We start from the raw sequence: 26,334 nt of genomic DNA, 5'->3' as shown, positions 1-26,334 counted from the left end.
CCAAGCAGACCGTCGATGGTGCCGCGTCCCTTGCTGCCGGCCTCCGGCATGAAGTGAGCATAGTAACCGAGAGTGATCGCAGGCGAGGAGTGTCCGAGCCACCGAGCCAGGGTCACGACGGACTCTCCGGCTTCCAACATGATCGAGGCGTAGGTGTGCCGAAGGACATGGAAGCCGTCCTTCGGGGCCGCCGCCCACTGCCAGGCTTTCGCCCCCTCGGCCCGCGGCGGGATGACGCCCGCCTTGGCCAAGGCGGGCTTCCAGGTGTAGGTGTTCCATGTGTTCACCGCGACAGCGTTGCCGAAGCGCGTGGTGAGCAGCAGGGAGAACTTCTTCCTCTCCCCTTCCGGCTTCCCCCACGGCAGCTCCACTTCTACCGGCGGGAACGCTTCGATGTGACGCTTGAGTTCCTCGGCTACCGAAGGGGGCAGATCCACCGTGCGGATCTTCTTCCCCTTCGGCAAGGCGAAGTACAGCCTTCCGTGAATCGCCTGTACTTGGCGCCGAACGTGCAGCAGGCCGCGCCCGTAGTCGATGTCCTCGGGACTGAGCCCGAAGACCTCCCCCTGGCGGAGTCCGCACCCCAGGCCGACTACGACGGCGATCCTGTTCCGCTCGCTGATGGCATCGCGGACTCGCAGTGCCGTGTCCATCAGCCACGCGTCGCGCCGCTCCCGTGGCGACTTGGGCCACCGCACGGATTTCGCATGCATAGGGTTGCGCGCGAGGCGCTTGTCGTCGACGGCCGCTTCCAGGATGGAGGAAAGCTCGGACAGGATGCCGCGCTGGTAGTCGACGGACGAAACTGTCGACTCCAGTTTGGTTACGAACGCGCGCAGATCCGTTGCGGCGATGCTCCTGAGCGGAAGCTGGCCCAGGTGCGGGACGATATGGAGACGCCACCTACGCTCCTGACTGTCCTGGGTTTTCGGAGCGCCGCCTCGCCCTGGTGCCCAGTGCGTCGCGATGTAGTCGGCCAGCGTGATGGACCCGTCGCGCGGGTCTACAAACTCGCCTCGCTCCTCGTCCGTCGCTGCCCGTCGAAGCCACGCCTTGGCGTCCTCCAGCACGTCAAAGGATCGGTCTCGCACCCCAGGTATGCCGGCGACCTTGTACCGCTTGCCCTTGCCGTAGCGGGCGGTCTTCTCCCTTCTCCCGGTGACCGGGTCCTTCTTCTTCTTGATCCAACGATCCTCGATATAGCCGGACAGACTGGTTTCCTCTCAGGGATGCGAACGGCACCCGTCATCGTTCGGTGTGTCAAGCAGCGGGGTTCGTACGTCGCTGCGGAGGCGCACTCAGGGGGTTCAAGGCAGGGTTGGAGCGAGAGTCTGCGCGTTCCTGCTCGTGGATCCAGTCGTCAAGGGCCGTCCGCCGATACATGACGCGACCACGAGGACCCATGCGGAAGCTGGGCGGCCCCTGCCGCCGATGCCTCCAGACATAAAGCGTGTGCGGTGATATGCCGAGGTACGCGGCAGCATCCTTTACGTTCAGAAAGCAGCCGCCTTCAGCGCTGGTGGGACCAGGCACAGCCGAGGGGACGAACAGCGATCGTGTGGACATAGAGAGCTTCCTCTGAGGGACGAAAGAGAACGGGCCCAAGCAGCCCGCGTCCAGTACGACTCCACCGCCAAGCGCAGTCGAATGCGAACACCTGAATCGTCCTGACGATCGCCGGTTTGGCTAACCGGCGATCGTCGGCTATGTTGCGCGCCCCGCGCTGAGGAGCTTGCATCAGCTCGGGTGAGCTTCCGTCAGGAAGCCAATCGGTAGGAGCGCAGGGCCGGCGAGATTCCGTCTGCAACGAGCGTCCGCAGACGGCCACCTAGTAGGCGGCGGACGGCGCGGTCGCGACGATAGCTTCGTTGCAGGACGTCCTCACCAAAGAGAACAGCCACGCAGGCGCGGACGCACAGTTCAGTAGAGACTGCGCCATAATCACCCAGATACTTATCCGGACTCCTGGGAAGGGAACCTTTCAGCGCGCCAATCACGCACGACTGGGATTGCACCCCCTCCCTCCCTGTTCTTCGAGCAATTCTTCGCCTGACTTGGCGTTTGCCCGGGTCGTTGTACGTTGACATGGTCCCGGCCGAGGTTCCAGTCTTTCGCCGTTGCTTCTCGTCTGCCGTGAGCGAATGCCCGCTACCACCCCGTCTGGAATTCGATGAGGGCTGCCCGCAAATAAGTATGGGAGGGGTCGCCGTCGCGAGATCTGGGCCGCTGCTTCTGCTATTGCCGTGGTGTCGATCGGACGAGGAAGGTCCAGGGCGGCCCGGGAGGATGCACCGGACGCTCGGGAAAATCTCCACGTCCTTGCCTGCGGATGCGCCATGATCGCGGCATGCACCCTCGCGACGAAGAGATATGGCGGGCGATCGACCAGGGCCGCCAGGTGATCGACTGGGAGGCGTGGTTCGGGTGTCCGGAGGGCGCCGACTATCTCTCCCCTGCGGGTCACGAGGTGACCGCACGCGCGGTGGCCGGCCTTACCGCGTTCTTCGACAGCCGCTGGCTGCCCAAGGCCGTGGCTCCCTTCCTCGCCCCGGGCCGGGCCAGCGACACGTTCGTCGGCCTAGGCCGAGCCGCCCCGGTACTTCAGATCATGAACGGAGCCGCGCCGGGAGCATGGGTGGAGGCGGTGCGATGGTGGGCCGCGTACGCCTATCTGGAGGAAGCTGGGGTGCCTGGCATCGCCTCAGTCAAGCGGGATGCACGCCGCGACGTCACCCTGTCCCGGTTCCTGCACTCCCAGACACAGGCCCGGCTCGCGCTCATGGGGGCGGCCCGAGGACTCCCGGTCGAGCTGGAGCCGGCGAAAACCAACGGCGGTCCCGGCGACGTCCGTATCGGCCCCGTCTTCATCGAGGTCGTCACCCTCGCCGAGGACCAGAAGCTCCAGGACTACGAGAGGTTCCGCCAGAACAGTCGGGCTCACCTCTTCACCCTAGACAGGGGTCGTGACATCTACTGGGAAGGCGACCTCCCCGAACTCCTCAACGGCGACGCCTTCGAGACATGGAAGAAGCGGACCGAGGAGGCCGCCCAACAGTGCGCTGCCTCGGGGGCCGCGGTCGATGTCCTCAGCAACGCCGGGAGGCGGCTAACCGTCCACAGTGGCGCGGCTCCCCAGGGCACCACTCTGACCGGGGACGCAGTGGAGAGCGACCAGGGCAGGAGGCTCCTGGGCAAGGTGCGCGGCAAGTGCGCCAAGACGGCGGGAGCAGGCACAGTGTGGATCTGGGTGGAGGACCACAGCGGTCTCTTCCACTTCCCGACGCCCTTCGCCGGGATGTCGCTCGCCGCCAAGACCGATGCACTCGCGGACCTATTGGCGCCCCTCCTGGCGGAGTACGTCCACGTCGCCGGAATCATCGTCTCGAACGCGGCCCGCCGGCGCCTGCCGCTTCCGCCCGACGAGGACGCGCTCCGCCCCGGCGCGCAGGGCTTCCGACGAGGGCTCCCCCTCGACCGGGTCCGGGAGACGATCGTGATCCCCCGGCGAATCCTGGTACCTGAACAAACCAGCCTGATCGCCAGAATGTGTGACGCCGAAGCTGGTGCGCTCGACTGGGCCCTGGGGAAACTCGGTGTTCCCCAGGGCCTGACATCGCTGCTGGCCGACTCGTCGACATCGCGCCGGGTCTCCGCGCTGTGGACGCTGTAAGCGGCCGAGGAGGTGAGACGACGTGGAGCTCCGCCTCGCAAGCGACGCTCCCGTCGCTATTGCTGCGAGGTCGCGAAAAGCGTCCATGCCGAGGCCGTGGGACGCCCGCGATGGCGCCCCGGCCTCCTCTAAGAAGCCGAGACGACCTGGTCGATGAGGCTGAGGAGGGCGGCGGTGGAGGTGAGGTCCGGGAGCACGTGTTCTGCTCCAGCGGCACGCAGTTGCCGTTCGGTGGTGGTTCCTGAGGCGACCGCGATGACCTTGGCACCGCCTTCCAGGCCGGTGCGTACGTCTTCCAACGAGTCGCCCACGATCACGGTGTTGTCGCGATTGAACTGGGCCCCGTGCTTCGTGGCTGCCCGGTCTTGGGCGATGCGGACGAGAGCCGGGCGGTGGGGATCGTCGGACGCGTAGCCTCCGATATCGGTGTCGAGGTAGCCGATGAGGCCCAGCTCGGACAGCTTGGTCTCGGCGCTGCCTCGCAGGTTTCCCGTGACGACGGTCGGGATCAGGTGCTCCGCCTGCTGAACCGCGGCCAACGCGTCCATGGCTCCGGGCATGATGATCCCCTCGGTGGCCAGCAGTTTCCGGTGGCCGGCCAGACGGTCGGGGAGCTCGGCGACGATGCGGTCCGCCAGCGTCTCAACGCTCTTCTCGGGAACGCGGTTGACGCGCAGGAGCTCGCGGACTGCCAGGGGCATGGTGACTCCGGTGCCGCGGGCCGGCAGAGCGGTCGGGGGACGGCCGACGACGCTGGTGAAGGTCTCTCGGTACACGCGCCGGTCGATGTCACCGGTGTAGACGAGGGTGCGGTCGATGTCCCACAAGACCAAGATCATGCGACACGCTCGCTCATGACGGCCTGACCGCGTTCCAGAAGGTCTCGGGCGGGAGCCACCGAGGAGTAGCGGCGGGCTTCGGCGAGCATCGCGCCCAGATTGTCGTCCAAACGTGCGGAGCGGACTCCGTCGACGAGAGCAAGGACTTCGTGTCCGGTCGCGGAACCGGCGTCGATGTCGCCGGCGCGCATCTGGGCGGTGGCGGCGCGGGAGAGGAACTGGGCGCGGGTGCGGATCTCATCCGGGCTGAAGGCGTTGCGGGCGTCAGCGAATGCCTGGGCGGCCTGGTCGGGGCAACCCAGATCGAGCAAGCAGCTGCCTGTCTGCCCCATGATCTCGCCGGGGTTGATCCAATAGAGCCAATGAGGGTCGTCCTCGCCGCGTCCCCGGGCACACAGGGCCTGGGCCTCCTCCAGGGCGATGCGGGCCTGGCGTTCCTCGCGCAGACGGGCGTGCCCGCGGGCCTGGCGAGTGAGGAGCATGGCGTGCAGGGCCGGCACGTCTTGGTCGGCGATGACCTGGCGGGCGGTGCGTGCGGCGGTGATCGCGTCGCGGGGGTCGCCGGCGGAGTAGCCGTGGATGGCGATGAAGGACAGCGCCCCGGCACGCAGTCTGCTGTCGCCGCTGGCATGGGCAGCGCGCAGGGCTCCGAGGAGAAGGTTGCGGGCGACGTCGTGGGCGCCGCTGTCGAAGTGGTACCAGCCGGTCTGGATCGCGGTGTCCGCGGCCACTGCCGCGAGGCGTCGGCCGGTCGCCTCGGTGAAGTCCCCTTCCTTCAGGAGCCGGAGGAGGACCTTGAGGTGCGCCGTGGCGGCTCGGGCGAGGTTGCCGCTGCCGTGGTTGGCATCGGCCTGGCGTAGAGCGTCGGTGGTCGACTGCAGGCTGGCGAGGAGCTGCTCGGAGACGCTGATTCCGTTCCGGGCGGTGGAGGCCACGGCCTCAGGAGGCGCGATGGCTGCTTGCAGGATGTACTGCGTGAGGCCGGCCCCACCCAGGGCGATCACACTGCGGCGGTTCAATCCGGTCATGGCTCCTCCGACGGCTGCGTCCAGTGACGTCACCATACGAGCCGTCGTCCATGGCAGGGCCGGGTCGATGGCTGCGCTGAGCCGCTGCGATTCAGCCTGCGTGAAGGGGGTCAGGAGGAGCGGGCGCAGGTCGGCGGGAAGCCCAAGTCCGGTCAGAAGGTCGATGATCGCCTCGCGGCCGTTGACCTGTTTGAGACCGCGCTCCACGTCCGAGATGTAGCCCTGGGTCAGCCCGGTCAGCTCGCGTACGGCTTTCTGGGAGAGCCCGGATCTGCGACGGACAAGGCGTACGACAGTTCCGAAATCCCAGGCAGCAAGGGCCTTGTGCACTTGCTCGTCGCGCCAGGCCCGGTCCGGGATCGTCGGCGTCTCATCGGTTCGGGCGCAGGCAGCGCACCGCGTATCCGGGTTGTACCGGCTAATCGGCAGCCCACACCGCTCGCACATCCGCCCAGGCGCCTCTGACATGGCCACCTCAGCTCCCCTGGTCGTGATCCAGCTCGCCCCAGCCGTGAGACCAGGCTAGGCGGAGATCGATATCGCTGCAGCGATATCGCTGCAGCGGTGCCCTGCCAGTCGGCACGACTCCAAACTCATGGCACTGCACCCGTTACTCCCCGTTGAACTTTGTTGATTCCGGGCCGCTTTGATCCGCTGCTGCAGAAAGGAGATGCCCCATGAGACGAGGACACAGGGCCGTGTCCGCATCACGTGGCAGGTGTCTTCGGCTACACGACGATCTCGGTGCAGCGCACGCGCCACTGGGATGCGACCGCGACGGCTGGGGCGGGCGGAGCAGCTTCTCCTTGCCGTATCGCGTCGCGGGCGCGGCTGGCCGCGAGGGGGCCCCGAAGGCGGATCTCGCTTCAGGGCCGCTCGCCAGCGTCCCGCCAGTAGTTCTGCAGCATGTCGGCCGGCCACTCCGGCTGGCGGACGGGGCCGCGGGGCAGCATCTCGCGGAAGACGGGCGCCAGGTCGATCACCGGAGTGCCGTCATCGGCGTCCAGGTCCGTGACGTGAAGGTCCCGGCCCTCGACTCGCAGCAGCCGGGGGTACGAGACCCCGAGGCGGGCCGGGCGGCGGTGGTTCCGGTGTACGAGTCCGCCGGTGGCCGGCCACTGCGCGTTCCCCCGCGGGCTGCGCGGTTCGAGCTCGATGTCGCTGTCCGATCCCAGGTGGAAGTGGAAGAGCACCTCGACGTGGCTGAACTCGTCGATCCCTTCGAGGGCACTCTCGGGGATTTCCGGCACGAGACGGATAACCGATTCGACGCCACCCTTGTAGTCGTCGAGGCGACCGGTCTGGCCTCCGACGACGGTAGCGATCACCGGAACCTGGATGTAGTTGCTGACCTTGAACACGTACTGCCTCTCCTGACATGGCCGCCGTCCGAGGGCGGACACTCCCTGATCCGGGCTTCCGTACGCTACCGGTCAGCGGTCGGCGAGCACTGCTCGCGCCTGGGCGTCGAGCTCAGCGGCCGGGCTGCCACCCCGCGTTCGGAACGGGCTCAGAGCCCGGCGCATCTGCACGACGGTCTCCCGTGCACGGCCGGACTGCACCCCGGTCATCGCGTCGAGCGCCTGCTTCCAGGTGGCGCAGGCCGCGTCGAGCTGCCCTTGCCGGACCTGGACGTCGCCGAGGTATCCCAAGGTCACGGAGTGGGTTCGCTTGAACTGCGTCCGACGGGTGCGGACGCTGCGCTTGAACTCCCTCTCAGCGCCCTTCAAGTCGCCGAGATCCCTCAGCGCGGCGGCAGTTTCGTGGGCAAGGCTGGCCTCACCAAAGAACCAGACGCGCTCCGGTTCCTCGCCTTCGCCGGTGGCACGCCCGAGGTCCTTTTCGGCCTGAAGGAGCGCTGCTGCGGCCTGCGTCTTGTGCCCGGCGGCGGCAAGAGCCCGGGCGTGCACGACGCCCAGAAGGGCCTTCTCCCGCCAACACGCCTCCCGGTAGCGGCGGCCGACGAGGGAGCCCTCTGCCAGGCGGACGGCCTCCGCCGGCTGCTTCAGGTCGACCGCCTGGTGGGCCATGGCCCGCAGCGCGTGTCCGGCGAGGGGAGCGTCGCCGGCCTCCTCAGCAAGCTGGGTCGCCAAGGTCAGCCACCGCAGCGCAATCGGATGCTCGCCCGCGTCGAAGGACGTCCATCCCGCGAGGTAGGCGAGTTCAGCTGCTGCAGAGGTCATGGCCCGACGTACATGGTCGGTGGGGAACCGGCCGGAGAGAAGCTCGACGACGTCGGTGCGCAGGTAGGCGACGAGCGCGGTGCGCCCCACGCCGTGCCCGCCGCGCTCCTGGTCCCGGCGGGAGAGGAACGTCGTCATCTCGCGGACGCCGGCGACGTCATCGAGGGTGACGGTGCGCTGCGAGAGCGGCTTCCTGGCCCGCGCACGTTCCCCAGCCTGCTGCCATTCGGCCTCGGAGGGGAGCACCAGGCCCGTGACCGAGTAGGCCGTCTGCGCCAGCACCTGGCGTCGCTCTATGTCCATGTCCGTGCTCCCGAGGGTCGCCAGCGTGGTGAGGGCATCGACGCTCCACCAGGGTGCTGGCGGCGCGGCTCGGTCTTCCTGCTCCAGCCCGATGCCGGCAAGCGTGATGACACGGCCAAGGCCACGGGTGAGCGTCTCCGCCAAGATATGCGGTGCCCGGCCCTCGGGGATCGCGCCTCCGATCCATCGGGCGATGCGCGACTGATCGCATCGAAGCAGCTCTGTGGCGCCATTCTCGGCCGCGACAACTCGGAAGCGAGCGGCCAGTTGCCGCTGCGACAAGCCGAGTTCCTGGACGAGAGCGTCCAGTTTGGTGTTGCGCATCCGGCTCACAAGTGTGCGCCCCTGTCCCTGAAACGATCTTGCATCACGTGCATCGCCTCGCTGAGGCCGCCGGGATACCCGCGGACCTGCAAGCACGGTTTCCTCGTCAGGACGATATTCCTCCAACCCTCTTTCGATGCAACGGAATCGGCCTCGTCACGCCTACGAGCTTGGACGGTGACCGGAATTGGACCCTGCAGAGGCCGAGAAAGGGAGCTGATGAACGTGCACGACCCCACGGTCAGCGTCCGTCAGCCGGGCGCTGCCACGGTGGTAAACGCCCGTCGCCCGCAGGAACACGGCGTCGCCGTACAGCCAGGCACCTCAACCACCGCTGAGCCGACGTCGTGTGGCGGACGCCTGTTCCAGGCCGCTTCGGTTTTCCCGGCGGACCCGGCTGCGGTGCCCCGCGCTCGCCGAGAGCTGCACAGGTTGATGTGCCGCTCCGGATTGTCCTCAGTCGCGGACGACGTCGCGCTCGGGGCCCAGGAGCTGATGGCGAACGCGGTGACACATGGCAGCCGCAGCCACCCGGTGGGGGAAGTCACCGTGAAGGCTTCCTACCGGCTTGGGCGTGTCCGTGTCGAAGTCCAAGACGCTTCGGACGAATGGCCCCTCCTTCAGCCGGCGAGCGATGACCGTGAGGGGGGCCGCGGTCTGGTTCTGGTCGACGCCTTGGCCGCGAGCTGGGGGATCCAGCCCGGAGCGGGCCGAGGAAAGACGGTCTGGATGGAGATGGACGTCCCCCGCGAAGGGACAGTGTCGTGAACAGCCGGCACTCGCTCCGAAGACCAGGAGCACAAACGGCCCCAGGCACGCCGGTCCATCGCGGCTCAAGCATCGATCCCGGGTCAGTTGGTCCCCATCACGAAACGAGCGAGAGCCAGCGAACAAACGCCGTGCTCCTCTCGCTATTCGGGAGGCACACCGTGTCCCAGGCACTACCCCCGCATAACAGACTGATGCTCGCCACGACACCCAATGCCGTGGGCTTGGCACGGCTGCACACCGCCGACGTCCTCTCGTCCTGGCGCGTGCCTTCCGACATCGTGAAGGTAGTGCAGCTCGTCGTCTCGGAGTTGACCACCAATGCTGTACAGCACCCCGAGGAGGGCGACGAGCCGGTCTCGCTGCTCTCGCCACATAGCAAGGTGCAGACCTTCGAGTTGCTGCTGGAAATGACCCACGAAGCGGTCAGAGTTTCGGTATGGGACCGCGACGATCGGCCGCCCCTGCTGAAGGAGGTCGGAGTCGAGGAGACGAGCGGACGAGGGATCTTCCTGGTCGCGACGATGAGTAGGAACTGGGGCTACTACCCGACCCGGGATCTGCCCGGAAAGGTCGTGTGGGCGGAGATCAGTCTCGTCCCCACGAGCCACCTCCATGAGGTCGAAAGAGAGCAGTTCCCGAGCCGCCCTTCGCCGTCCGGGCGCAGGGTTCCCCGGGCCGAGCGAGTGGACCCGTACCTGCTCGGCCGCGTGCTCGCCGGTGTCAGAAGCCTCTGATTCGTGGTCTTGAACGCCTATCCCCACCGTGCCGCGAGTGTCGCCGGTCCCCCGCTCGTGGTCCCCCTGTCCGCGCTACCGAAGGAGTCTTCCTCGTGACTGCATTACGTGTGCTTGTCTGGAACGTGATGAAGGGCGAGCACCTGGCGAAGGCCGGCGCGTACGTGGCCTCCCTGCGCCCGGACGTGTGGCTCGCCCAAGAGATTCTCCCGCGCCACGTGGCCCCGTTCGAGCTGGCGACGAACATGCGCTGCTACCCGGCAGCAGCCGCCACGACGTCGCCGAACGACAACGCGATCTTCATGCGGTCCGACATCTGGCTCGAGGTGGCTGAGGAGTACAAGCACCCGGACGGCGCGTGGCACCCGCCGGCCAATCTGACGGTCCGGGATGCCACCTGCCTGGACGAGCCGGGGCCCCGGCGGATCTCCCTGGTGTCCCACCATCTGTGCTACTTCTCGGCCGACCGGCGCCTGTCGGAGGCGGAGTGGTGCACGACGCTCGCCAAGCCGGGGTGTCTCGCGATCATCGGCGGCGACTGGAACAGCTACCCGTCGGGGGCCGGCCCGGCGCCCTCTCTGTGGGCAAGCCTGCTCGGAGACGACACCCCGTCCCGGGACCGGGCCCAGTACGTGAACCGCACGTACGAGGAGAGCGGTACGCGGCACACCGACGACCGGCCCGACCGGCTCCTGCGGGCCGCCGGCTTCGTGGACGCGGCCCGCTACGCCCGCGACGAGCTGGGCCTGGAGCTGGCCATGGACCCGACCACCGGGCACGGCGACCTGGAACGCCAGGGCGGCCGGTGGCGCATTGACCGCGTCTACGTCAGCCATGAACTCGCCCCCGCCATCACGGACGTCCAGATCGGCGACGCCTCCACCGTCGGAGCGCTCTCCGACCACCTTCCGGTGCTCCTCACCTTGGACTCGGACAAGATCCGGGCGCTTGTCCGGCCGCACGGCTCGCTCACGGCCAAGGCGAACTGACCACACCCCCACTCCGAACCGCCAGGCGGCGACGCACCATCGGCGCGCGGATCCGGTTCCTGCCCCGCAGAGGACTTCCTGACCGTCGTCCCGGCTCCTACCTGTTCCTCTTCCCCCGTCCGCGGTCCCTTCCGCTCTCCCGTCTTCTCCAAGGACCTCTCCATGTGCAAACACCGACCGACGTGCCCGAGCGCTGTGTCCCCCGACCGTGAGGCCGCTCGCCTCACCGCCCACCACCCCGAGCAGGGGTGGAGCCTGCTGTGCAACGGGGTGCTCCTCTTCGAGGACACCGGCGAGCTGCTCCCCGACGGCAAGGTCGTCGCCCCGCACCGCGTCCTGCCGCTGGTGGTGGCGGCGTGATCGGCATCCCCTCTCCCCGCACCTCCGCGGAAGACGCCCGCCCAGTACAGCGGGTCGGGCGCATCGAGGACCTCGCCTACGTCTCGGATCTGCGTTCGGGCGCGCTCGTCGACCGGGACGGCAGCATCAGCTGGATGTGCTGGCCGCGCTTCGACTCGCCGGCTCACTTCACCGCGCTGCTGGGCACGGAGAAGCACGGTGTCTGGCGTGTCGGCCCCACTGGGGTGAGCGGGCAGTCGCGGGTGCCGGCTGACCGGCGGCGCTACATCGACGGCACCCTCGTCCTGGAGTCGTCCTGGATCACTCCCGACGGCACCGTCCAGCTCGTGGACTTCATGGTGGTCACGGGCGACGACGACCTGCGGCTGGTCCGGATCGTCCGGGGCCTCAGTGGCCGAGTGCCGATGCGGTCCACGCTGCGGGCGCGCCCCGGTTACGGGCGCCCCCGCCAGAATCCGGGCAGGCCGCAGGTTCATGGGTCCGGTCGGCTCTCCTTGGCCGAACAGGGCGACGGACGGCTGTGGCTCGACACGCAGGCCCCGTGCTGTGTGGACGGTCCCGACATCGTTTCCGAGTTCACCGTGTCGGAAGGCGAGGAAGTCGCCTTCGTCCTGTCGTGGCGGCGCGGGCACGATGAACCGCCGCCGACGCCGGCCCCGACCGGGTTGCAGAAGGCCACCGAGGACTTCTGGGTGGCGTGGGCGGGCCAGTCCACCTACTCGGGTCCGCACTGGGACGCGGTCGAGCGGTCACTGATCGCGCTGAAGGCCCTCCAGTACCAGCCGACCGGCGCCTTCGTGGCCGCGGCGACGACGTCGCTGCCCGAAGAGATCGGCGGCAACAGGCAGTGGGACTACCGGTTCTGCTGGCCTCGCGACTCCGCCCTGACCGTCGAGGCCCTGCTCTCCTGCGGATACAAGGAGGAAGCCAGGGCATGGGTCGGCTGGCTGAAGTCGGCGATCGCAGGCCGGCCGGAGACCATGCAGGCGATCTACCGGGTCGACGGCGGCAGGGAGATGCGCGAGACCGAGCTCGGCTGGCTGCCGGGCTTCGAGGGCTCGGTCCCCGTGCGTACGGGGAACGGCGCGGCCGGACAGCTCCAGCTGGACGTGTACGGCGAGATCGTCGGCGCCCTGTACGCGGCGCAGGAGCATGATCCCGGGCTCACGCCGGTCGTGGCCCCTCTCATCGTCGACCTGGTCGCGTGCCTGGAGCAGCTGTGGGAGTTGCCGGACGAGGGGATCTGGGAGGTCCGGGGGCCGCGCCGGCACTTCACGCACTCCAAGGTGATGGCGTGGCTCGCGGTCGACCGGGCCGTCCTGCTCATCGAGGCGGGCCGCGCCGAGGGGCCCCTGGAGCGTTGGCGGGAGCTGCGCGACGCGATCCACCGGCAGGTCTGTGAGCGCGGGTACGACGAGGAGCGCAACACCTTCACCCAGTCGTACGGCTCGGCAGAGCTGGACGCCTCCCTGCTGCAGATCGTGACCTCGGGATTCCTGCCTCCGGAGGACAAGCGGGTGATCGGCACGGTGGAGGCGGTTCAGCGCGAGCTGTCCACGCAGGGAGGGTTCCTGCTGCGCTACCGCACCGACGGCCAGAAGCCGGGCGTCGACGGGCTCACGGGCGACGAGGGCACCTTCGTCATCTGCCTGGCCTGGCTGATCGCCGCGCTCGCCGCGATCGGCCGCGTGGACGAGGCCGAGATCCACCTGGGCGTCCTGCTGGGCATCCGCAGCGACCTCGGTCTCCTCGCCGAGGAGTGGGATCCCTACACCGGCCGACAGCTCGGCAACTCCCCGCAGGCGTTCTCCCACGTCGGAATCGTCGGGGCCGTTTCGGCCGTCACCGCAGCACGCAGAGCGAGCAACGGCCGGCTCACTGCCAAGGCGGCCACGGTATGACACGCCTCGGCCAGAACCACCGCCCGGGCCACTCCGCCGTGCGCCAGCACACCACCCGCCCGCCCGTCCGCCGGGCCCGCCGCGATCCGCTCGTGCCGGCCGATTGGCAGGTCGAGGTACTTGTCCGCTGGCTAGCGGACGAAGTGCGCGCCGGGGTTTACGGAGCGGAGGGCGGCCTGCCCGAGACCGGGAGGGTGGCGCGCCTCTTCGAGATCGACTATCTGCTCGCCGACGAGGCCCTCCGGCAGCTCGCCGCCCAAGGCCACATCTCTCCCGACCGACAGGTCGCCGCGAGCGCCCTCGCGCCCCTGCGCAGCGGCGGCGCGCCCGTGGCTGTCCCGCACGGGCGAGTTCTCGTCCGCGAGCAGGTCGTGGCCGCCGCGGCGGACGCGCTGCTGGTCTGGCGCCAGCACGAGGCCCGTACACCCCGCGCGTTCGATGCACAACAGGACCAACTGCGCTCCATTCTGCGGACCTTGTGCGGGGAGCTCTCGGGTGAGACCTCGCAGCATCCGAGCCTGGCCCTCGCTCGGGCCCGGTTCCTCTCCGTTGTTCCCGGTCCGTTCCCCGCCTGGGCCCGGCCCTGGCATATCGCCTGGCTCGGGCTGGCGACCCTGGCCCTTCTGGAGGCACACCCCGAGCTGCTCGCCCGCCTGGAGCCCAAGGACGGATGGGCCTTCACGAGTCCACCGCCCGAGTGCCTGACCTCCGAACGGCGCCTTACCGACGGCGCCGATCGCGAGGCCGCCGGCGCGTGGCTGGCCGAGCAGTACCAGGCCGGCGCCTCCATCCCCACCCTCGCCAAGGCCGCTCGCCGCTCCTACGGCCTTGTCCACGCCCTCCTGGCCGAGGCCGGCACCGACTTCCGCCCGCGCGGCGGCCCGAACCGCCGCCGGAAGAACGCAGACCCCGCCGACCAGTACCTGGAATCCATATGACCGAGAAACTGATCCCCTCGCTCCGCCGCGTCGCCGAGCACCTCGTGCGCAACGCCACCGCTGCGGAGATCGCCAGCGCCGAAGGACTGTCGGCCTCGACGGTCCGCACGTATCTGAAGGACATCCGCCAGCATCTCGACCTGCCTCCCCGAGCGAGCCGGGCCGTCGTCGCCAACGCCCTGCTGGGCCGCAGCGAGGTGACGGCGCCGGATCCCGGACGGCCGGCACCGGTGCTCACCTCGGACCAGAAGCTGCTCTTTCAGGCCATCGCCACAAAGTCCCGGCGGGCCGACATCGCCCTCGCCGCAGGAATCGCCCCCGCAGACCTGCACGCCAAGACGGAGGCACTCCTGTCCACGGCCGGCGCCACCAACCCGGTGCACCTGATCGGCCTCGGCCACGCCTGGGGCCTCCTGGCGCCGCAGGGCGAGAGCAAGTCCACGCCGGCCTCGGCCAGCTCGCCCCGCCCGGCGAGGCGGAACAATGCGCCCGCCCAGCCCACCGGCCGAACTCTCACCACCCGCACCCCGCAGCCGGGGCAGGCAGCACGGCCTCGGGCAGTGAACCGCAGTCCGCTCAGGTCTTCCCCCTGAGATGGAAGCCACCTCCGCCGCGGGCGACGCGGCGGTCCGCCGGATCAGCTGTCCGCCGAAGGCAGCCGTCGATCGCGACAGCCAACGCCACGGCAGCAGCTGATCCCGCCGCCGCACACCGGTCGCCCAGGCCGGCGGTCCCGGCACCGACCGGACGCGTACGGCCGCCGCCCCATCACCCACGCTTCACATCGCCCCGAAGGACGCCCCGTGAAAACCCTCTTGGCACGTCCCGCTCCGCCGCCGGCCGCCGCCGGCACTTCGGAGGCGGCCCGGCCTCCGGCCCATCCCGACATCGCCGAGGACCTGGTCAGCCGCGTGGCCGACGCCGCAAGGACCTGGCGAGTCCCCGCACATCAGCGTGGCACCGTGGGTGACGCCGTGACTGCCGCTCAGGACGCTCAGGCGCTGCGCCGGATCCTCGAACGGCTCGGCCGCTGGCCCGGGCGGTCACTGGTCGGAGACGCTGGGTGCGAGGCCGCGGTGGTGATCGCCCTCAACTGCGACGACCTCAACTTCCAGATCACCCTGCTTCGTTCGCTCCATGCCGCCACGCGCCAGGGCGATGCCACCACCGCGCAGTGGGCCCGCCTCTACGACCGGTGTCTGGTGAGAAGCGGCCAGCCGCAGAAGTACGGCACGCAGTACCGGCTGCACGACGGGCAGATCGAGATGTGCCCCGTGGACGCCCCCGAGACTCTCGACACGCTCCGGGCCCGTGCCGGACTGCCTCCCCACCAGGACCGTCGCGCCGCCCTGGAGCGGCGCCACCTCCTACCCGACCCGCCAACCGTGCTCCTGAACGGCAGCCGCGCAGCTTGAAGGACGGGCCGCTTCCCCTCTAATGCGCGGCCCGACGCCCGTCACCCGAAGCCGTGCCCGCCGGGCTCGCCCCCGGAGGCCGCCGGCCTCTCTGCCATCGACCACCCTCTCTGTCTCCCGGAGCGCCTTCTATGACAGCGGCACCCCAGATCCACGCCAGTCCCCACGGGGTCGTAGGCGGCCGGGCCGTCAGGCGCTCCCTCGCCTTCCTGCTGACCGGCGAGGGCATCGGCTACGCCGGCTCAGCCGTCCACGCTGTCGCCCTGCCGGCCCTCGCCGTCCTCTCCCTAGAGGCCGACCCGGGACAGGTCGCCCTCCTGGCATTCGCCGCGGAGATTCCGGCGCTCGTCGTCGCTCTGCCCGCAGGCGTGGTCGTGGACCGGTATCCGTTGCGGACCGTCCTGTTCTCCACCGACCTAGCGGCGGCTGCCTTGGTGGGCGTCATTCCCGCAGCGGCCTTCCTCGACCGGCTGTCGATGCCGCTCCTGTACACCGTCGCCCTGGCCCTGGGCGTCCTGTCCACCCTGCACACGGCCGCGTCGATGGCCGCCGTCCCCCTCCTGGCAGAACCGAAGCACCTTCACCGGGCAAACGCACGCTTCACCGCGGTGATCACCATCGCCGGCACCGCCGGGACTGCCCTGGGCACCGTCCTCGTCGCGACGATCGGGGCGACTCGCGCGTTCGCCGCCGACGCCATGTCCTACCTCGCCTCCGCCTGGTGCGCGACCCGCATTCGCGCCCTGCCCTCTCCCGACCAGGCGCAGACCGCGCGGCGGCCGGCAATCCGGGAGATCCGCGAGGGCCTCGTCCACTCCGCGTCCCACCCGATACTCCGCCCTCTCTACCAGGCCCTGACCGTGACCGGGATCGGCACCGGACTGACCGCCACCCTCCTCTCGTACCACCTGCTGACCGACGTCCATGTCGGAGCGACCAGCCTCGGTGTGATCATGGCCGCCGGCAGCCTCGGTGGACTCAGCGGAGCCCTCGCGGCGCCCCGTCTCGTCCGCCGCTACGGGACCGGCCGCGTGATCGCCTGCGCGTGGACCGTGTACACGCTGATGCAGATACCCCCGCTGATCGCCCGCCCCGGCACCGCCTGGCTCGCCATCCTCGTCGTCAGCGGATACGGCCAGTGGGCAGCGGCCACCTGCGTGGGCACCACACAGCGCTCCGTGCAGCAGCGAACCACCCCTCCCCGACTCCGCGCTCGCGTCCAGCAGACCGCTCTCTGGCTGACCACCGGCACCCAGCCGCTGGCCGCCCTGGCCGCCGGGGCCCTCGCCACCGTTACCAGCGTCCGCACCGTCATGACCGCCGGTGTGATCGTTCTCCTCCTGTCCACGTGGATGCTGTGGCGCTCCCCCGTCCGCCGCCTGACCGCCATGGACGGAAACACGACGGTCACTCAGGTCCCGGGCCCAGCCTCATGAACGGGTCGACATCAGTGCCCGGCATCTCACAGCGGAACGGGGACCTCGAGCAGGTCGTGCTGGATGAGCTCAAGTGGTCGATGTCGGGCTTCGCCAAGAGGATCCGCGAACATTGCGCGGCCACCGGCCATCCCCGGTCGGTGAGCACGAGCACGGTGTCGCGGTGGTGCGCTGGGGCGCAGCCGAGTCCGGAGCTGGCGGCTGCGGCGTGCTACGTCCTCACCCGGGCGTGCAAGCGTCAGGTGAGCCCCGAAAGCCTGGGATGGCCGTCTGAGGACACGGATGTCGCCGAGCAGGCGCTCCAATACGGCGATCTGAGGCACGCGGTGCGGATGCTGCGCCGGCTGTGGCAGATGGACGCTGTGCCCAGGAGTGCGGCGGTGCGAAGGATGCCGTTCACCGCGACGCCCTCCGCGGTCGAGGCGCTGGTCATGCTGCCCGACACGAAGATCGCCGGGCATGGCCAGCGGCGGGTGACCATGGCGGACATCGAGCTCCTGGACGCGCACACCGACCTGTACGGCAGGACGGACACCCGGCACGGAGGCGGGCAGTTCCGCTCGGTGTTCGCCGCCTTCCTCGCCGCCCACGCCGTTCCGCTGCTCGAAGGGGGGTTCAACGCCGCGCGGGGCCGGCTGCTGTATGGCAGCGTCGCCGACGCGGTGCTCGCGCTGGCGAGCATGGCCTACGACGACCAGCTGCCGGGCCTGGCTCAGCGCTACGACCTGCAGGCGATGCGGCTAGCACAGGCGATCGGGGATCGCGGCCGGCTGGCACGCGGCTGGATTCATCAGGCCCGGCTGGCGGCGGTGCGGGGCGACGGCCGGGAGGTGCTGACCCATGCCCGCAGCGCGGTGGTCGCGGCGGCTGGCGCCCCGGCGCTGGTGCGGGCCTACGTTGCGGTGACGGAGGCGAGGGCGTGGGCATACAACGGTGACGGTGCACAGTGCCGGGCGGCGGTGGAGCGGGCGCGTGCCGCGTTCGACCGTGCCGGGCGCGGGTCGGACCCGAGGTGGCTGGCGTGGCTGGACCGCCCGGACCTGGAGGGGCAGGCCGCGTGGGCGCTGGCGATGGCCGGGATGGCCGAAGAGGGCGAGCAGGCTCTGAAGGTGGCGATGGACCTGCCGCCGGAGCGTACGCGCGACAGCGTGGAGCTGTTGATCACCGGTGCGGAACTGGCGCGGCTGCGTGGTGACCGAGCGGAGTGGGAGGAGTTGCTGGCGAAGGCGAAGGCGGCGGCACAGCACCTCAAGAGCCGGCGCCTGGCGCGGCGGCTGGCCGACGCCGCCGGGGGCGGCCCACTCCACGCCTTCTGACCCCGGCCGGCCCGGGGGTGAACCGGTCTGGTCGATCACGGAGGGGGTCAGCAGTCGGTGTCACCGAGCCAGCTGAGCTTGGAGCGGACGTCGGCAGCGGCGCGGGGGCGGGGTGCCTCGCCGGGGACAGGGGTGCCGATGTGCAGGTATCCGAGCAGTTGCTCGCCGTCGCCGACGCCGAGGTGCTTGCGGACCTGCGGCGCGTCCGGGTACGGGCCGCCGTACCAGACACCTGCCCAGCCGCGGGCGTCGAGGAGCAGCAGCAATGTGGTGGCCATCGCGGACGTGGCGGCCAGCTGTTCCCAGCGCGGGATGGTGGGGTGGTCGCGGGGCTGGAAGACGAGGGCAAGCATCAGCGGGGCACGCAGGTGCTTGGCGGCGACCCTCTCGGCCAGGTCGGCGGTGGGCGCGGCCTCGGCGGCGGCTTCACCGAGACGGACGCGGGCGTCGCCGCAGACCGCGATCAGCCGCCAGGGGCGCAGCTGCCCGTGGTCGGGCGCGGTGGCCGCGGCCGCCAGGAGGTCGAGGAGTTCGTCCGGGCCCGGGGCAGGTGCGGTGAGGCGGATGGTGCTGCGCCGGGTGCGGATCGCCGTCTCGACGATGCCCGCAGCGGCCGGTGCGGCGGGGACTGTGGTCATCGGGCCGCTCCCGGGCTCTCGGGCAGCACGGTGACCGGCTTGCCGGCATGGGACGGGGCGGTGAGGTCTGGGGCGTTGCGGGTGAGGCGGTCGAGCAGGGGCGCGGTGGCGGCGGTAGTGACGACGGCCATGACGACCATGATCGTGAAAAGGTTCGTGGAAATGACGCCGAGTTGGAGGCCGATACCGAGGACGACGATCTCGGTGATCCCGCGGCAGTTCATTAAGGTGCCCATCAGCGCCGACCATCGCCAGTCGCAGCCGGCGAGCCGGGCCGCTCCGGCGGCGCCGACCCACTTGCCCGTCACCGCGACAGCCAGGACAAGCGCGGCCCAACCCCATTGGCCGGCCGGGATGGCTGCGATGTCGGTGTGCAGGCCAATGTCGACGAAGAACAGCGGTAGCAGCACAGGGACGATCACCGCATGGAGGCGAGCAGCGCTGCGTTCGACGGCCGGTACCCCGCGCGGTACGGCCGCGCCGACCAGGAACGCGCCGATCGCGGGGTGAACGCCGATCCTGTCGGTGGCGTACGCGGCCAGGAGCAGCCCGGTGACCAACAGCACTGTCACCAGGTCGTCGGAGGTGCGGGCGGCGCGCTCCAGCGTCCGCTTCACGACGGGGCGCGCCGCGGCGAACGCAGCGGTGAGGGCGGCGGTCAGGGCAAGGGCGGTGAGAGCGTCCAGCGGGGAGCCGGCGGTGGCCAGGGAGGTGACGGCGATGAGCAGGCACCAGGCGAGGGCATCGTCGGCGGCGGCGCACGCGAGGGCGAAGGTGCCCAGGCGGGTGGTGGCCATGCCCCGGTCGGTGAGGATCCGCGCGAGGACGGGGAAGGCGGTGATGGACAGCGCGGTGGCGATGAACAGGACGAACGGCACTTGTTGCACGCCGGGGGGTGCGAGGGCCGGGTACATCGCGAGCGCGAGGCCGGCGCCGAGCGCGAGGGGCAGCAGGATGCTGCCGGCGGCCACGGAGGCGACGGCGCGGCGGGCGGCGCGCAGGGAGCCTAGGTCGAGTTCGAGGCCGATGAGGAAGAGGAAGACGAGCAGGGCGAGGGTGCCGAGCACGGAGGTGTAGGGCAGGACTTCGGACGGGAGCAGAAGGTGCTGGATGCCGGGGGCGACCCAGCCGAGGGAGGAGGGGCCGAGGAGGATGCCGACGGCCATCTCGCCGATGACGGGCGGCTGACCAAGGCGGCGGGCGGCCCAGCCGCCGGCCTGGCAGGCCAGCACCACCGCGGGCACGGCGACGAGGACGAGGGGAAGGGGACTGGACAACGCAGGGATCCTCCGGGGACGGCGGCGAGGGGCCGGCAGGGTGGCGCGAGCGGCCCGGCAGCCCGGAGTAGGCGAGCCGGGCGCGGGCAGCATCGAGAAGGCGAGCGGGGGTCACGTGCGCAGCAGGGGCAGGGTGGTGCAGCGCAGGGAACCGGGGATGAGGGTGACCTCTCCGTAGTCGACGGTCAGGACCTCAAGCCCGCGGGCGGCGAGGGCGGCGGCGATCCGGTCACTGCCAGCCGCGACCACGATCGTGGTGGGAGCGATGGCCAGGACGTTGACCTGGACAGCGCGCGCCTCGGCGTCGGTGACCGGGACGAGGTCGTCGAAGTGAGCGTCGAACCAGCGGTTCTGGTCGGTGGTGAACACCTCGCGGTGGATGAGGGCGGTGCCGGGCGCGACCACGGCGAGGTGGTCGTCGAGGTGGACGATCCCCTTGACCGCGAAGTGCACGGGGACGACCTCGCGGTCGACGCCGTGACGGGCGAGGGCCTCCTGGAGGGCCGCCGCACCGTCGGGGCTGGTCTCCTCGCTTACGCCGACGAGGACGCGACCGGTGTCGGGGAGCAGGACGTCACCGCCCTCGATCGTGCCGCGCGAGAGGTCGGCGAGTTGCACGTCGAGTACGGGGTCGGTGAGGGCGTCGGTCTCGGGGAGACGGTGCGCGGAGTTCAGGCGGGCCCGGAACAGGACGTGGTCGATGGCGAAGGCGATGTCGCGGGGGTAGTGCTGGACGGAGCAGCCCGGCGCTGGAGGGAGCAGGACTACTTCGGTGCCGCAATCGCGCAGCAGGCCGATGAGCTGGTCCTGCTGGGCGCGGACAGTAGCGGGATCGTAGGAGGTCCAGGTGCTGGTGGCCTGCTGTCGGGCGAGGACCGGGTGAACGTCGGGGCCGGCCAGAGGGCGGGTGAAGTCACCGGCGTGTCGCATGGCGACGCGGCGCAGGGTTCCGTACTCGGTGGCGACATGGATGGTGGGCACGGGTCCTCCGGGGCGGGCGGTGGAGTGCGGGGTGGAGGCGGCGCCAGCACGGCCCGTTGGCGGGTGCCTGCGGGGGCGGGCGCTGTCAGGTGCGCCTGCCCCCGCAGGGGTCCGGGGTCAGCCGGACGCCGTGTGACGGGTGTCGGGCTGGGCGAGCCAGGGGGCGGCCTCGGGGAGCCGGTTCAGGTTGGTGGGCACCAGGGCCGGGTCGGTGTCGTGGTGATCGAGGGAGGTGGCGAGGATGCCGATGATCTTGTCGTCGCCGTGGTCGCGGGCGGCGATGTGGCTGCCGCAGTCGGAGCAGAAGCCGCGGGCGGTCTTGCCGGGGTAGGTGTCGAACCAGGTCGGCTCGGCACCGGTCCACTCCAGCCCTGCCATGGGGAAGCTGGCCCACCACTGGAACGGCGCTCCGGAGCGCTTGGAGCAGTGCCCGCACTTACAGATGTGCGGGTCGTCCACCGGACCGGTGACGGTGAAGCGGACTTTCCGGCACAGGCAGCCGCCGGAGCGGACCTCGGAGCCGGAGTCGACGGCAGGGACAATCTCGGACATCAGTTCAATTCCCTTGCACGGTAGGCCAATTGGGTCCACCAGTGTGCCATCGCGTTGAAGATCTGCAGGAAGCCCTCCAGCGCCTGGGGCAGGTCGAGGTGGAAGAGGTCACCCTCACGGATGAACCGCGCCAGGCCCTCGATGTGCGCCTCTTCCACGCTCATGCCGCTGACCTGCGCGGCCTCGTGTTCCTCGTCGAGGTGGAGCCGGTAGTAGTAGTCCAGGTTCCGCAGCTCCGCGCCGCTGGTGCCAGTGGTCAGCTTGCCGTACCGGTTGGTGATGTCCCGCAGGATCTCGGTCTCGGCGACGGCGACGCCTTCGGTGGCGTAGTAGCCGCCGGCGATGAGGCTGGTCATGTGGGAGTTCACGAGGACCTGATGCTGGAGGACCAGCTTGGCGGTCTCGTCGGCGGGGACGTGGCCGTTGACGAGGAGGCCGAGGTCGGCGAGGAGCGCACGGGTGTAGAGGATGTAGTGGGCGGGGACCTTGCCGGGCTCTCCGCCCTCTTCAAGGAAGTTGCGGTCGAACTCGTGCCCGAGGGCGGGGCAGGCGCTGTAGACCTGGGCGGCGGCCAGGCGCAGGAACTGGGCGTTGTGCCGGGCGAAGACGGCCAGCTCCGCGATGTACATGCGGGCCTGCGCCACGGTGAGGGTGCCGGGGTCGACCAGGGCACGGACCTGCCGGTAGATCGTGTCGATCATGGGCTTGAGGTGCTTGTCGACAAGGTCGTCGCCGCTGGTGCGCTTGCCCTGGATGGTGGCGTGGATGTAGCTGCGGGTCTCCGGGTTCGCGCTCAGGTACGCCTCGATGAGGCTGGTGCCGCGCAGGGTGTCGAGCGTGGGCGCGGGTGCGGTCGTGGTCACTCGGTCTCCTCGGGCGTGGTGGTGATGGTCAGGCCGCCGGTGGCGCCGAGCGTGCGGATCGCGGCGAGCACCTTCGGGTCGTCGGGGAGGGCGGTCGGGCCGGTGTTGAGGCGCTCGACCAGGTCGGGGGTGAGGACGGCGGGGTCGGCCGCCGTCTCGCAGCCGCGGAGGAACGCCTGCTCGCGGGTGACCATCAGTCGGTAGGGGGCGCGGACCGCGACGCTCGTGCCGGGCACGAGGGTGCCGGCGGCGAACGCGGCGGCGGCCTCGTCGCGGGCGAGGTCGTGGTCGGTCTGCTGCCAGCCGCCGTTGCTGAGGACGGTGTGCCAGCGCTGGTGGGCGTGCGCCTCGGCGGCGGCCTGCGCCTGCTCGGCGGCGGTGGTGAACGCGGCGGCGGTCACCTTGGTCAGGCGGAGGGCGAGCTCGTCGGGGCCGACGGTCAGGGGCTGCATCGGGGACGGCTTGCCGGCATCGGTGTCGGGCTCGCTGACCAGCAGCGCGCCGAGCAGATCCGGTGCGATCCAGGCCCGGGCGATCGCGGCGTCGGGGAAGGTGTAGAGGGGGATGGCGACGGAGACCGAGAACTCGCTCTGCCGGCCGACGTGGAAGACGCGCTCGGGCAGGAACAGGGCGTCGCCGGGCTCTAGGGCGAAGTGCTCGCCGTGCTCCAGGAGCCACGTGTAGTCGCCGTACAGCGGGTCGCTGCCGCCGGTGAGCTTGCGGTACGCCTCGGCCGACCAGCAGTAGAAGTCCTTGGTGCCGGGCCCGTAGTGGGTGAGGAACGCGTTCTCGTACCCCTCGTGGACGCCGAACGCGGTCCCGGAGTAGTTGCCGACGAAGGCGACCAGCTCGGCGCCGCCGGCCGGGAGGCCCCAGCCCTCCGTCAGCGCGCCGACGAACTCGCCCAGACCTGCGGCCAGCGGAGGGCTGACGCTCTCCAGGGTGTTGAGGACCAGGCTGAACCGCTCGGCGCCGACCTGCTCCTGCATCCATGCGGTGAAGCCGCCCTCCGGCCAGGCGTCGGCGGCCAGCACCTTGTCCACCAGGTCCGGGCGGTGCTCCTCGCCGACGTACACCCGGGCGTTCGCGGTGATCTCCAGCCCGACGGCGTGGGCGCGGCGGATAGCGGCGAAGCCGTCCAGGACGGCGGCCGCGTTCGCTGCCGAGGCGGGGACGATGCCCTTGAACAGGTGCGGGCGGGTCATGCCGTCGGTCTTCTCGGGCAGGGTGTCGGTCCAGAACGCGCGGGGCGGGGGCCACGCTCCGATGCTGCTCATGGGCGGGGTACTCCTTCGGGTTCGGGCCGCTCGGGCGGCCGGACGGGCTTGAAGCGGGGCGGGACGGCGCTCAGGCCGCGAGGTAGTCCTCGAGTCCGCCGTCGCGAACGGTGTCGAGGGTGAAGCAGTGGTGCCCGCCACCGAACAGGCGCCGGTGACGGTGGCGGACCGGGACGACGGTGAACCCGCGCTCCTCCAGCAGCTCGATCAGCTCCGGGTAGAGGGAGTTGACGACCACGGTGTTCTCGTCGATCGACAACACGTTGATGTCGATGTACCGGGATGCGGTGGGGATCATGAACCCGAACTCGTCGTAGTTCTGCTCGGGCACGGCGCTGGGCGGCGGGTAGATCGCCTCCCAGCCGCGCATGGCCTCCGGCAGGTACTGCAGGTAGTGCGGGTCGCGCAGCAGCATCAGGCCCGGGCGCAGCGGGACGACGATGGAGTCGACGTGGTTGTCGGCGATCCCCGGCAGCCGGTGGAGGCGCAGGCTGGGAAAGTTGCGGGCCAGCCACCGGTAGGCGAGTTCGTGGTTGTGGTTGGCGACGTTGACGAGCACGTCGCGGCCCAGGCGGACGCACTGCGCGCCGTCGAAGACCATCTCCAGCCCCAGGCCGTCGATCGGCAGGGCATCCTCGCTGGCCATCGCCGCGGTGACGTCGATGTTCTGCCGGTCGAAGTAGGCGGTGTCCAGGGAGCCGGCGGCGAGCGCGGGGCGCGGCATGGGCAGCCAGTTCGCGCCCTGCTCGAAGTAGCGGGCGAAGTGGGGCTTGAGGTGGTCGTTCTCGAAGATCCGGCCGCGGATGTGCGGCGCGGTCTCCACGATCGTGTCCCCGAGGATGACCGCGTTGTCGCGGACGTTCAGCGGCGGTGTCGCTCCGCTGCTCCACCACGGGGAGGACACCTCGACGTCCTTGCCGGGGGCGGAGGGGCGCAGTACGCGCACCCCGCAGCCGGCCAGGGCGTCGGCGAAGCCGGCGACGTCCTCGTTCAGCTCGTCGACGATCTGCTGCGGAATGGACAGCGTCCGCTGCCCGTCGGCCAGGTGCGGGGCGACGTTCTCGAAGTAGAACAGCCGCCAGCTGATGTCGGCGTCGTGCGTGGTGTAGTGGTCGGCGCGGCCGACGACGACCTCGCGCAGCCGGGTGAAGTCGTCAAAGCTGTGCACACCCTTGGCGGGCGGGTCGAGCTGGTACTGGGGTTCGATCATGGGTGGCCGCCTCCTCGGCGGCGGGTGCCGGCACGGCCCGGACGGCAGGAGGTACCGCCCGGGCGGCACTGCGGCGGGCCCGGTCGTGGACAGGATGAGAGGGATCGGTCAGACGGCCGCGCGCTCGACCGCCACGGCCGCGCGCCACGCGGACTGGGAGGTGAGGCGGGCGATGATGTCCTCGATCACGCACGGCATCTCGGGAGTGGAGCGGCGGCGGAAGAAGTAGCCGGAGCACCACGGCACCTCGTCGAAGCGCTCCAGGCGCTCGGAGACAAGGGCGGTGGCCTCCGGCAGGCGCCGCCAGGGGATCTTGGGGCACCAGTGGTGCACCGGGTGGAACATGTCGTCGAGGTGGCCGCCGAGAAGGTGCCGGGTGAGCCAGTGCGAGGACCAGCCCCGGGTCTGCAGCAGCACGTCATCACGGTTCTCGATCAGCCCGGCGTGATTTCCCAGGTCAGTGATCCAGGTGACCACCGGCCGCACGAACACCAGCGGGACCAGCCAGTACAGCAGCAGGTCGCCAAGGACGCCGAAGGACCAGCACACGCCGGTGATGCCCGCCCACAGCACCGCGCGGGTGGCCAGCGCCCACCAGCTCTCCCGAGGACCGCGGGTCACCAGCACCCGCACCGCCGACGCCGGCAGCCGCCACAGCGCAGCCTTGACGATCACCCTCAGCACGAACCCGGCCCGGCTCATCGGCGCCCGGACCGTGTGAAGGCGCCCGGCCCGGTACGACTGCCACATCGGATCACCCGCGCTGCCCAGCTGCGCGTGGTGCACCCCGTGGGTGACCCGGTAGGGCCGAAGACCCTCGCCGAGCATCCCGGTCAGCAGGTACCCCACCAGGCGGTTGCCGCGCGCGGTGGCCATCAGCTTCGCGTGGACACACTCGTGCGCCAGGTTCGACAGGTGCCGCTGGCGCACCCCGATGTACAGCACCGCAAGCAGCGGCCCGACGACGTGCCCGACTTGGGAGCCGACGATCGCCGCCACGACGATCGCCCCGACGTCGCACGCGACATCCCGCAAGCCGACACTCGGGGCGCCGCACAGGTCTTCCAGCTTGCCGATCAGCTCCGGCCCCAGCGCCTTCCGGACCGGACCGGATGCACCAGTCGAGTACCGGCTGCGCCTCGGTGTCTTCTCGCGCCGGCGTACCGACCACCGGCTGGGCCTGCCCATCTGCTCTCCTCCGGACTTCACTGCACTGGAACGGGACGTTGGCCTTCCGTGAACCGCTGGCGGTGGGGCGGGGCCCGCGGCGAGCCCGTCGCCGTCGAGCCCGTCCCGGCCACCGTCGCCGACGAGCCCGAGGTCGAGTCC

At 70.3% G+C, this 26,334-nt stretch carries 25 protein-coding genes; 11 read left to right on the top strand and 14 right to left on the bottom strand.

Going from position 1 to position 26,334, the window contains the following annotated elements:
- Together ABZ135_RS36475 and ABZ135_RS36470 are read right to left on the bottom strand one after the other, a co-directional pair.
- Positions 1-1,070: tyrosine-type recombinase/integrase (locus ABZ135_RS36475; protein WP_356702287.1), on the bottom strand; the 1,070-nt coding region annotated here is incomplete at its 3' end.
- Between the two features lie 190 nt (positions 1,071-1,260).
- Positions 1,261-1,566, bottom strand: a complete 306-nt coding sequence (locus tag ABZ135_RS36470; RefSeq protein WP_356702285.1) for a helix-turn-helix domain-containing protein — start codon at positions 1,564-1,566, stop codon at positions 1,261-1,263.
- A gap of 781 nt (positions 1,567-2,347) precedes the next feature.
- Here ABZ135_RS36470 and ABZ135_RS36465 point away from each other — a divergent pair.
- Positions 2,348-3,670: a hypothetical protein gene (locus tag ABZ135_RS36465; RefSeq protein WP_356702283.1), complete on the top strand. Its 1,323-nt coding sequence runs from the start codon at positions 2,348-2,350 to the stop codon at positions 3,668-3,670.
- Between the two features lie 128 nt (positions 3,671-3,798).
- Here ABZ135_RS36465 and ABZ135_RS36460 read toward each other — a convergent pair whose 3' ends face one another.
- The 4 genes from ABZ135_RS36460 to ABZ135_RS36445 form a co-directional block, all read right to left on the bottom strand.
- Positions 3,799-4,509, bottom strand: a complete 711-nt coding sequence (locus ABZ135_RS36460) for a haloacid dehalogenase-like hydrolase (protein WP_356702281.1) — start codon at positions 4,507-4,509, stop codon at positions 3,799-3,801.
- Positions 4,506-6,005, bottom strand: coding sequence for a helix-turn-helix transcriptional regulator (locus ABZ135_RS36455; protein WP_356702288.1), 1,500 nt, complete (start codon positions 6,003-6,005; stop codon positions 4,506-4,508). The genes ABZ135_RS36460 and ABZ135_RS36455 overlap by 4 nt, the downstream gene beginning before the upstream one ends.
- A gap of 398 nt (positions 6,006-6,403) precedes the next feature.
- Positions 6,404-6,898, bottom strand: a complete 495-nt coding sequence (locus ABZ135_RS36450) for a TrmO family methyltransferase (RefSeq protein WP_356702279.1) — start codon at positions 6,896-6,898, stop codon at positions 6,404-6,406.
- A 72-nt stretch (positions 6,899-6,970) separates the two neighbouring features.
- Complete coding sequence (locus ABZ135_RS36445; protein ID WP_356702277.1) at positions 6,971-8,347, bottom strand: Tat pathway signal protein; 1,377 nt, start codon at positions 8,345-8,347, stop codon at positions 6,971-6,973.
- A gap of 219 nt (positions 8,348-8,566) precedes the next feature.
- Between ABZ135_RS36445 and ABZ135_RS36440 the strand changes: the two genes are divergently transcribed.
- The 10 genes from ABZ135_RS36440 to ABZ135_RS36395 all read left to right on the top strand — a co-directional run bounded on the left by ABZ135_RS36440 (position 8,567) and on the right by ABZ135_RS36395 (position 18,207).
- Positions 8,567-9,115 carry an ATP-binding protein gene (locus ABZ135_RS36440; RefSeq protein ID WP_356702275.1) on the top strand — a complete coding sequence of 183 codons (549 nt, stop codon included), beginning with the start codon at positions 8,567-8,569 and terminating at the stop codon, positions 9,113-9,115.
- A 194-nt stretch (positions 9,116-9,309) separates the two neighbouring features.
- Positions 9,310-9,852 (top strand): ATP-binding protein, encoded by a 543-nt coding sequence (locus ABZ135_RS36435; protein WP_356702274.1) that lies wholly within the window; start codon positions 9,310-9,312, stop codon positions 9,850-9,852.
- Between the two features lie 95 nt (positions 9,853-9,947).
- Positions 9,948-10,841 carry an endonuclease/exonuclease/phosphatase family protein gene (locus tag ABZ135_RS36430; RefSeq protein ID WP_356702272.1) on the top strand — a complete coding sequence of 298 codons (894 nt, stop codon included), beginning with the start codon at positions 9,948-9,950 and terminating at the stop codon, positions 10,839-10,841.
- 162 nt (positions 10,842-11,003) lie between these two features.
- Positions 11,004-11,201 (top strand): DUF5999 family protein, encoded by a 198-nt coding sequence (locus tag ABZ135_RS36425; protein ID WP_356702270.1) that lies wholly within the window; start codon positions 11,004-11,006, stop codon positions 11,199-11,201.
- Positions 11,198-13,102 carry a glycoside hydrolase family 15 protein gene (locus ABZ135_RS36420; RefSeq protein ID WP_356702268.1) on the top strand — a complete coding sequence of 635 codons (1,905 nt, stop codon included), beginning with the start codon at positions 11,198-11,200 and terminating at the stop codon, positions 13,100-13,102. Before ABZ135_RS36425 ends, ABZ135_RS36420 begins: the two co-directional genes overlap by 4 nt.
- Positions 13,099-14,040 carry a helix-turn-helix domain-containing protein gene (locus tag ABZ135_RS36415; RefSeq protein ID WP_356702266.1) on the top strand — a complete coding sequence of 314 codons (942 nt, stop codon included), beginning with the start codon at positions 13,099-13,101 and terminating at the stop codon, positions 14,038-14,040. Before ABZ135_RS36420 ends, ABZ135_RS36415 begins: the two co-directional genes overlap by 4 nt.
- Positions 14,037-14,633: a DNA-binding protein gene (locus tag ABZ135_RS36410; protein ID WP_356702265.1), complete on the top strand. Its 597-nt coding sequence runs from the start codon at positions 14,037-14,039 to the stop codon at positions 14,631-14,633. The genes ABZ135_RS36415 and ABZ135_RS36410 overlap by 4 nt, the downstream gene beginning before the upstream one ends.
- A gap of 381 nt (positions 14,634-15,014) precedes the next feature.
- The gene (locus ABZ135_RS36405; RefSeq protein ID WP_356702263.1) at positions 15,015-15,455 is read left to right on the top strand and encodes a DUF6624 domain-containing protein; all 441 of its coding nucleotides are present in this window, start codon (positions 15,015-15,017) and stop codon (positions 15,453-15,455) included.
- Positions 15,456-15,586: 131 nt separating this feature from the next.
- The gene (locus ABZ135_RS36400) at positions 15,587-16,891 is read left to right on the top strand and encodes an MFS transporter (RefSeq protein ID WP_356702261.1); all 1,305 of its coding nucleotides are present in this window, start codon (positions 15,587-15,589) and stop codon (positions 16,889-16,891) included.
- Between the two features lie 56 nt (positions 16,892-16,947).
- A complete protein-coding gene (locus ABZ135_RS36395; RefSeq protein ID WP_356702260.1) occupies positions 16,948-18,207 on the top strand; it encodes a transcriptional regulator in 1,260 nt (419 codons plus the stop codon).
- Between the two features lie 47 nt (positions 18,208-18,254).
- Here the strand turns inward: ABZ135_RS36395 and ABZ135_RS36390 are convergent, their stop codons facing one another.
- From ABZ135_RS36390 to ABZ135_RS36355, 8 genes are all read right to left on the bottom strand, one after another.
- Positions 18,255-18,845, bottom strand: coding sequence for a nitroreductase family protein (locus ABZ135_RS36390; RefSeq protein ID WP_356702258.1), 591 nt, complete (start codon positions 18,843-18,845; stop codon positions 18,255-18,257).
- Positions 18,842-20,122 carry a cation:proton antiporter gene (locus ABZ135_RS36385; protein WP_356702256.1) on the bottom strand — a complete coding sequence of 427 codons (1,281 nt, stop codon included), beginning with the start codon at positions 20,120-20,122 and terminating at the stop codon, positions 18,842-18,844. The genes ABZ135_RS36390 and ABZ135_RS36385 overlap by 4 nt, the downstream gene beginning before the upstream one ends.
- A gap of 111 nt (positions 20,123-20,233) precedes the next feature.
- The gene (locus ABZ135_RS36380; RefSeq protein WP_356702254.1) at positions 20,234-21,103 is read right to left on the bottom strand and encodes an arginine deiminase family protein; all 870 of its coding nucleotides are present in this window, start codon (positions 21,101-21,103) and stop codon (positions 20,234-20,236) included.
- 117 nt (positions 21,104-21,220) lie between these two features.
- The gene (locus ABZ135_RS36375) at positions 21,221-21,655 is read right to left on the bottom strand and encodes a GFA family protein (RefSeq protein WP_356702252.1); all 435 of its coding nucleotides are present in this window, start codon (positions 21,653-21,655) and stop codon (positions 21,221-21,223) included.
- A complete protein-coding gene (locus tag ABZ135_RS36370) occupies positions 21,655-22,518 on the bottom strand; it encodes a DUF3865 domain-containing protein (RefSeq protein WP_356702251.1) in 864 nt (287 codons plus the stop codon). Before ABZ135_RS36370 ends, ABZ135_RS36375 begins: the two co-directional genes overlap by 1 nt.
- Positions 22,515-23,795 (bottom strand): hypothetical protein, encoded by a 1,281-nt coding sequence (locus ABZ135_RS36365; protein WP_356702249.1) that lies wholly within the window; start codon positions 23,793-23,795, stop codon positions 22,515-22,517. Before ABZ135_RS36365 ends, ABZ135_RS36370 begins: the two co-directional genes overlap by 4 nt.
- Positions 23,796-23,865: 70 nt before the next feature.
- Positions 23,866-25,005: an inosamine-phosphate amidinotransferase 1 gene (locus ABZ135_RS36360; RefSeq protein ID WP_356702247.1), complete on the bottom strand. Its 1,140-nt coding sequence runs from the start codon at positions 25,003-25,005 to the stop codon at positions 23,866-23,868.
- Positions 25,006-25,113: 108 nt separating this feature from the next.
- Complete coding sequence (locus ABZ135_RS36355; RefSeq protein WP_356702245.1) at positions 25,114-26,193, bottom strand: fatty acid desaturase; 1,080 nt, start codon at positions 26,191-26,193, stop codon at positions 25,114-25,116.
- Between the last annotated feature and the right edge of the window lie 141 nt (positions 26,194-26,334).

Source organism: Streptomyces sp. NPDC006339 (assembly GCF_040612775.1).
In the GTDB taxonomy this organism is placed as follows: domain Bacteria; phylum Actinomycetota; class Actinomycetes; order Streptomycetales; family Streptomycetaceae; genus Streptomyces.
Note: the sequence above shows the minus strand (reverse complement) of the source record. Positions and strands in the feature narration are given on the sequence as shown.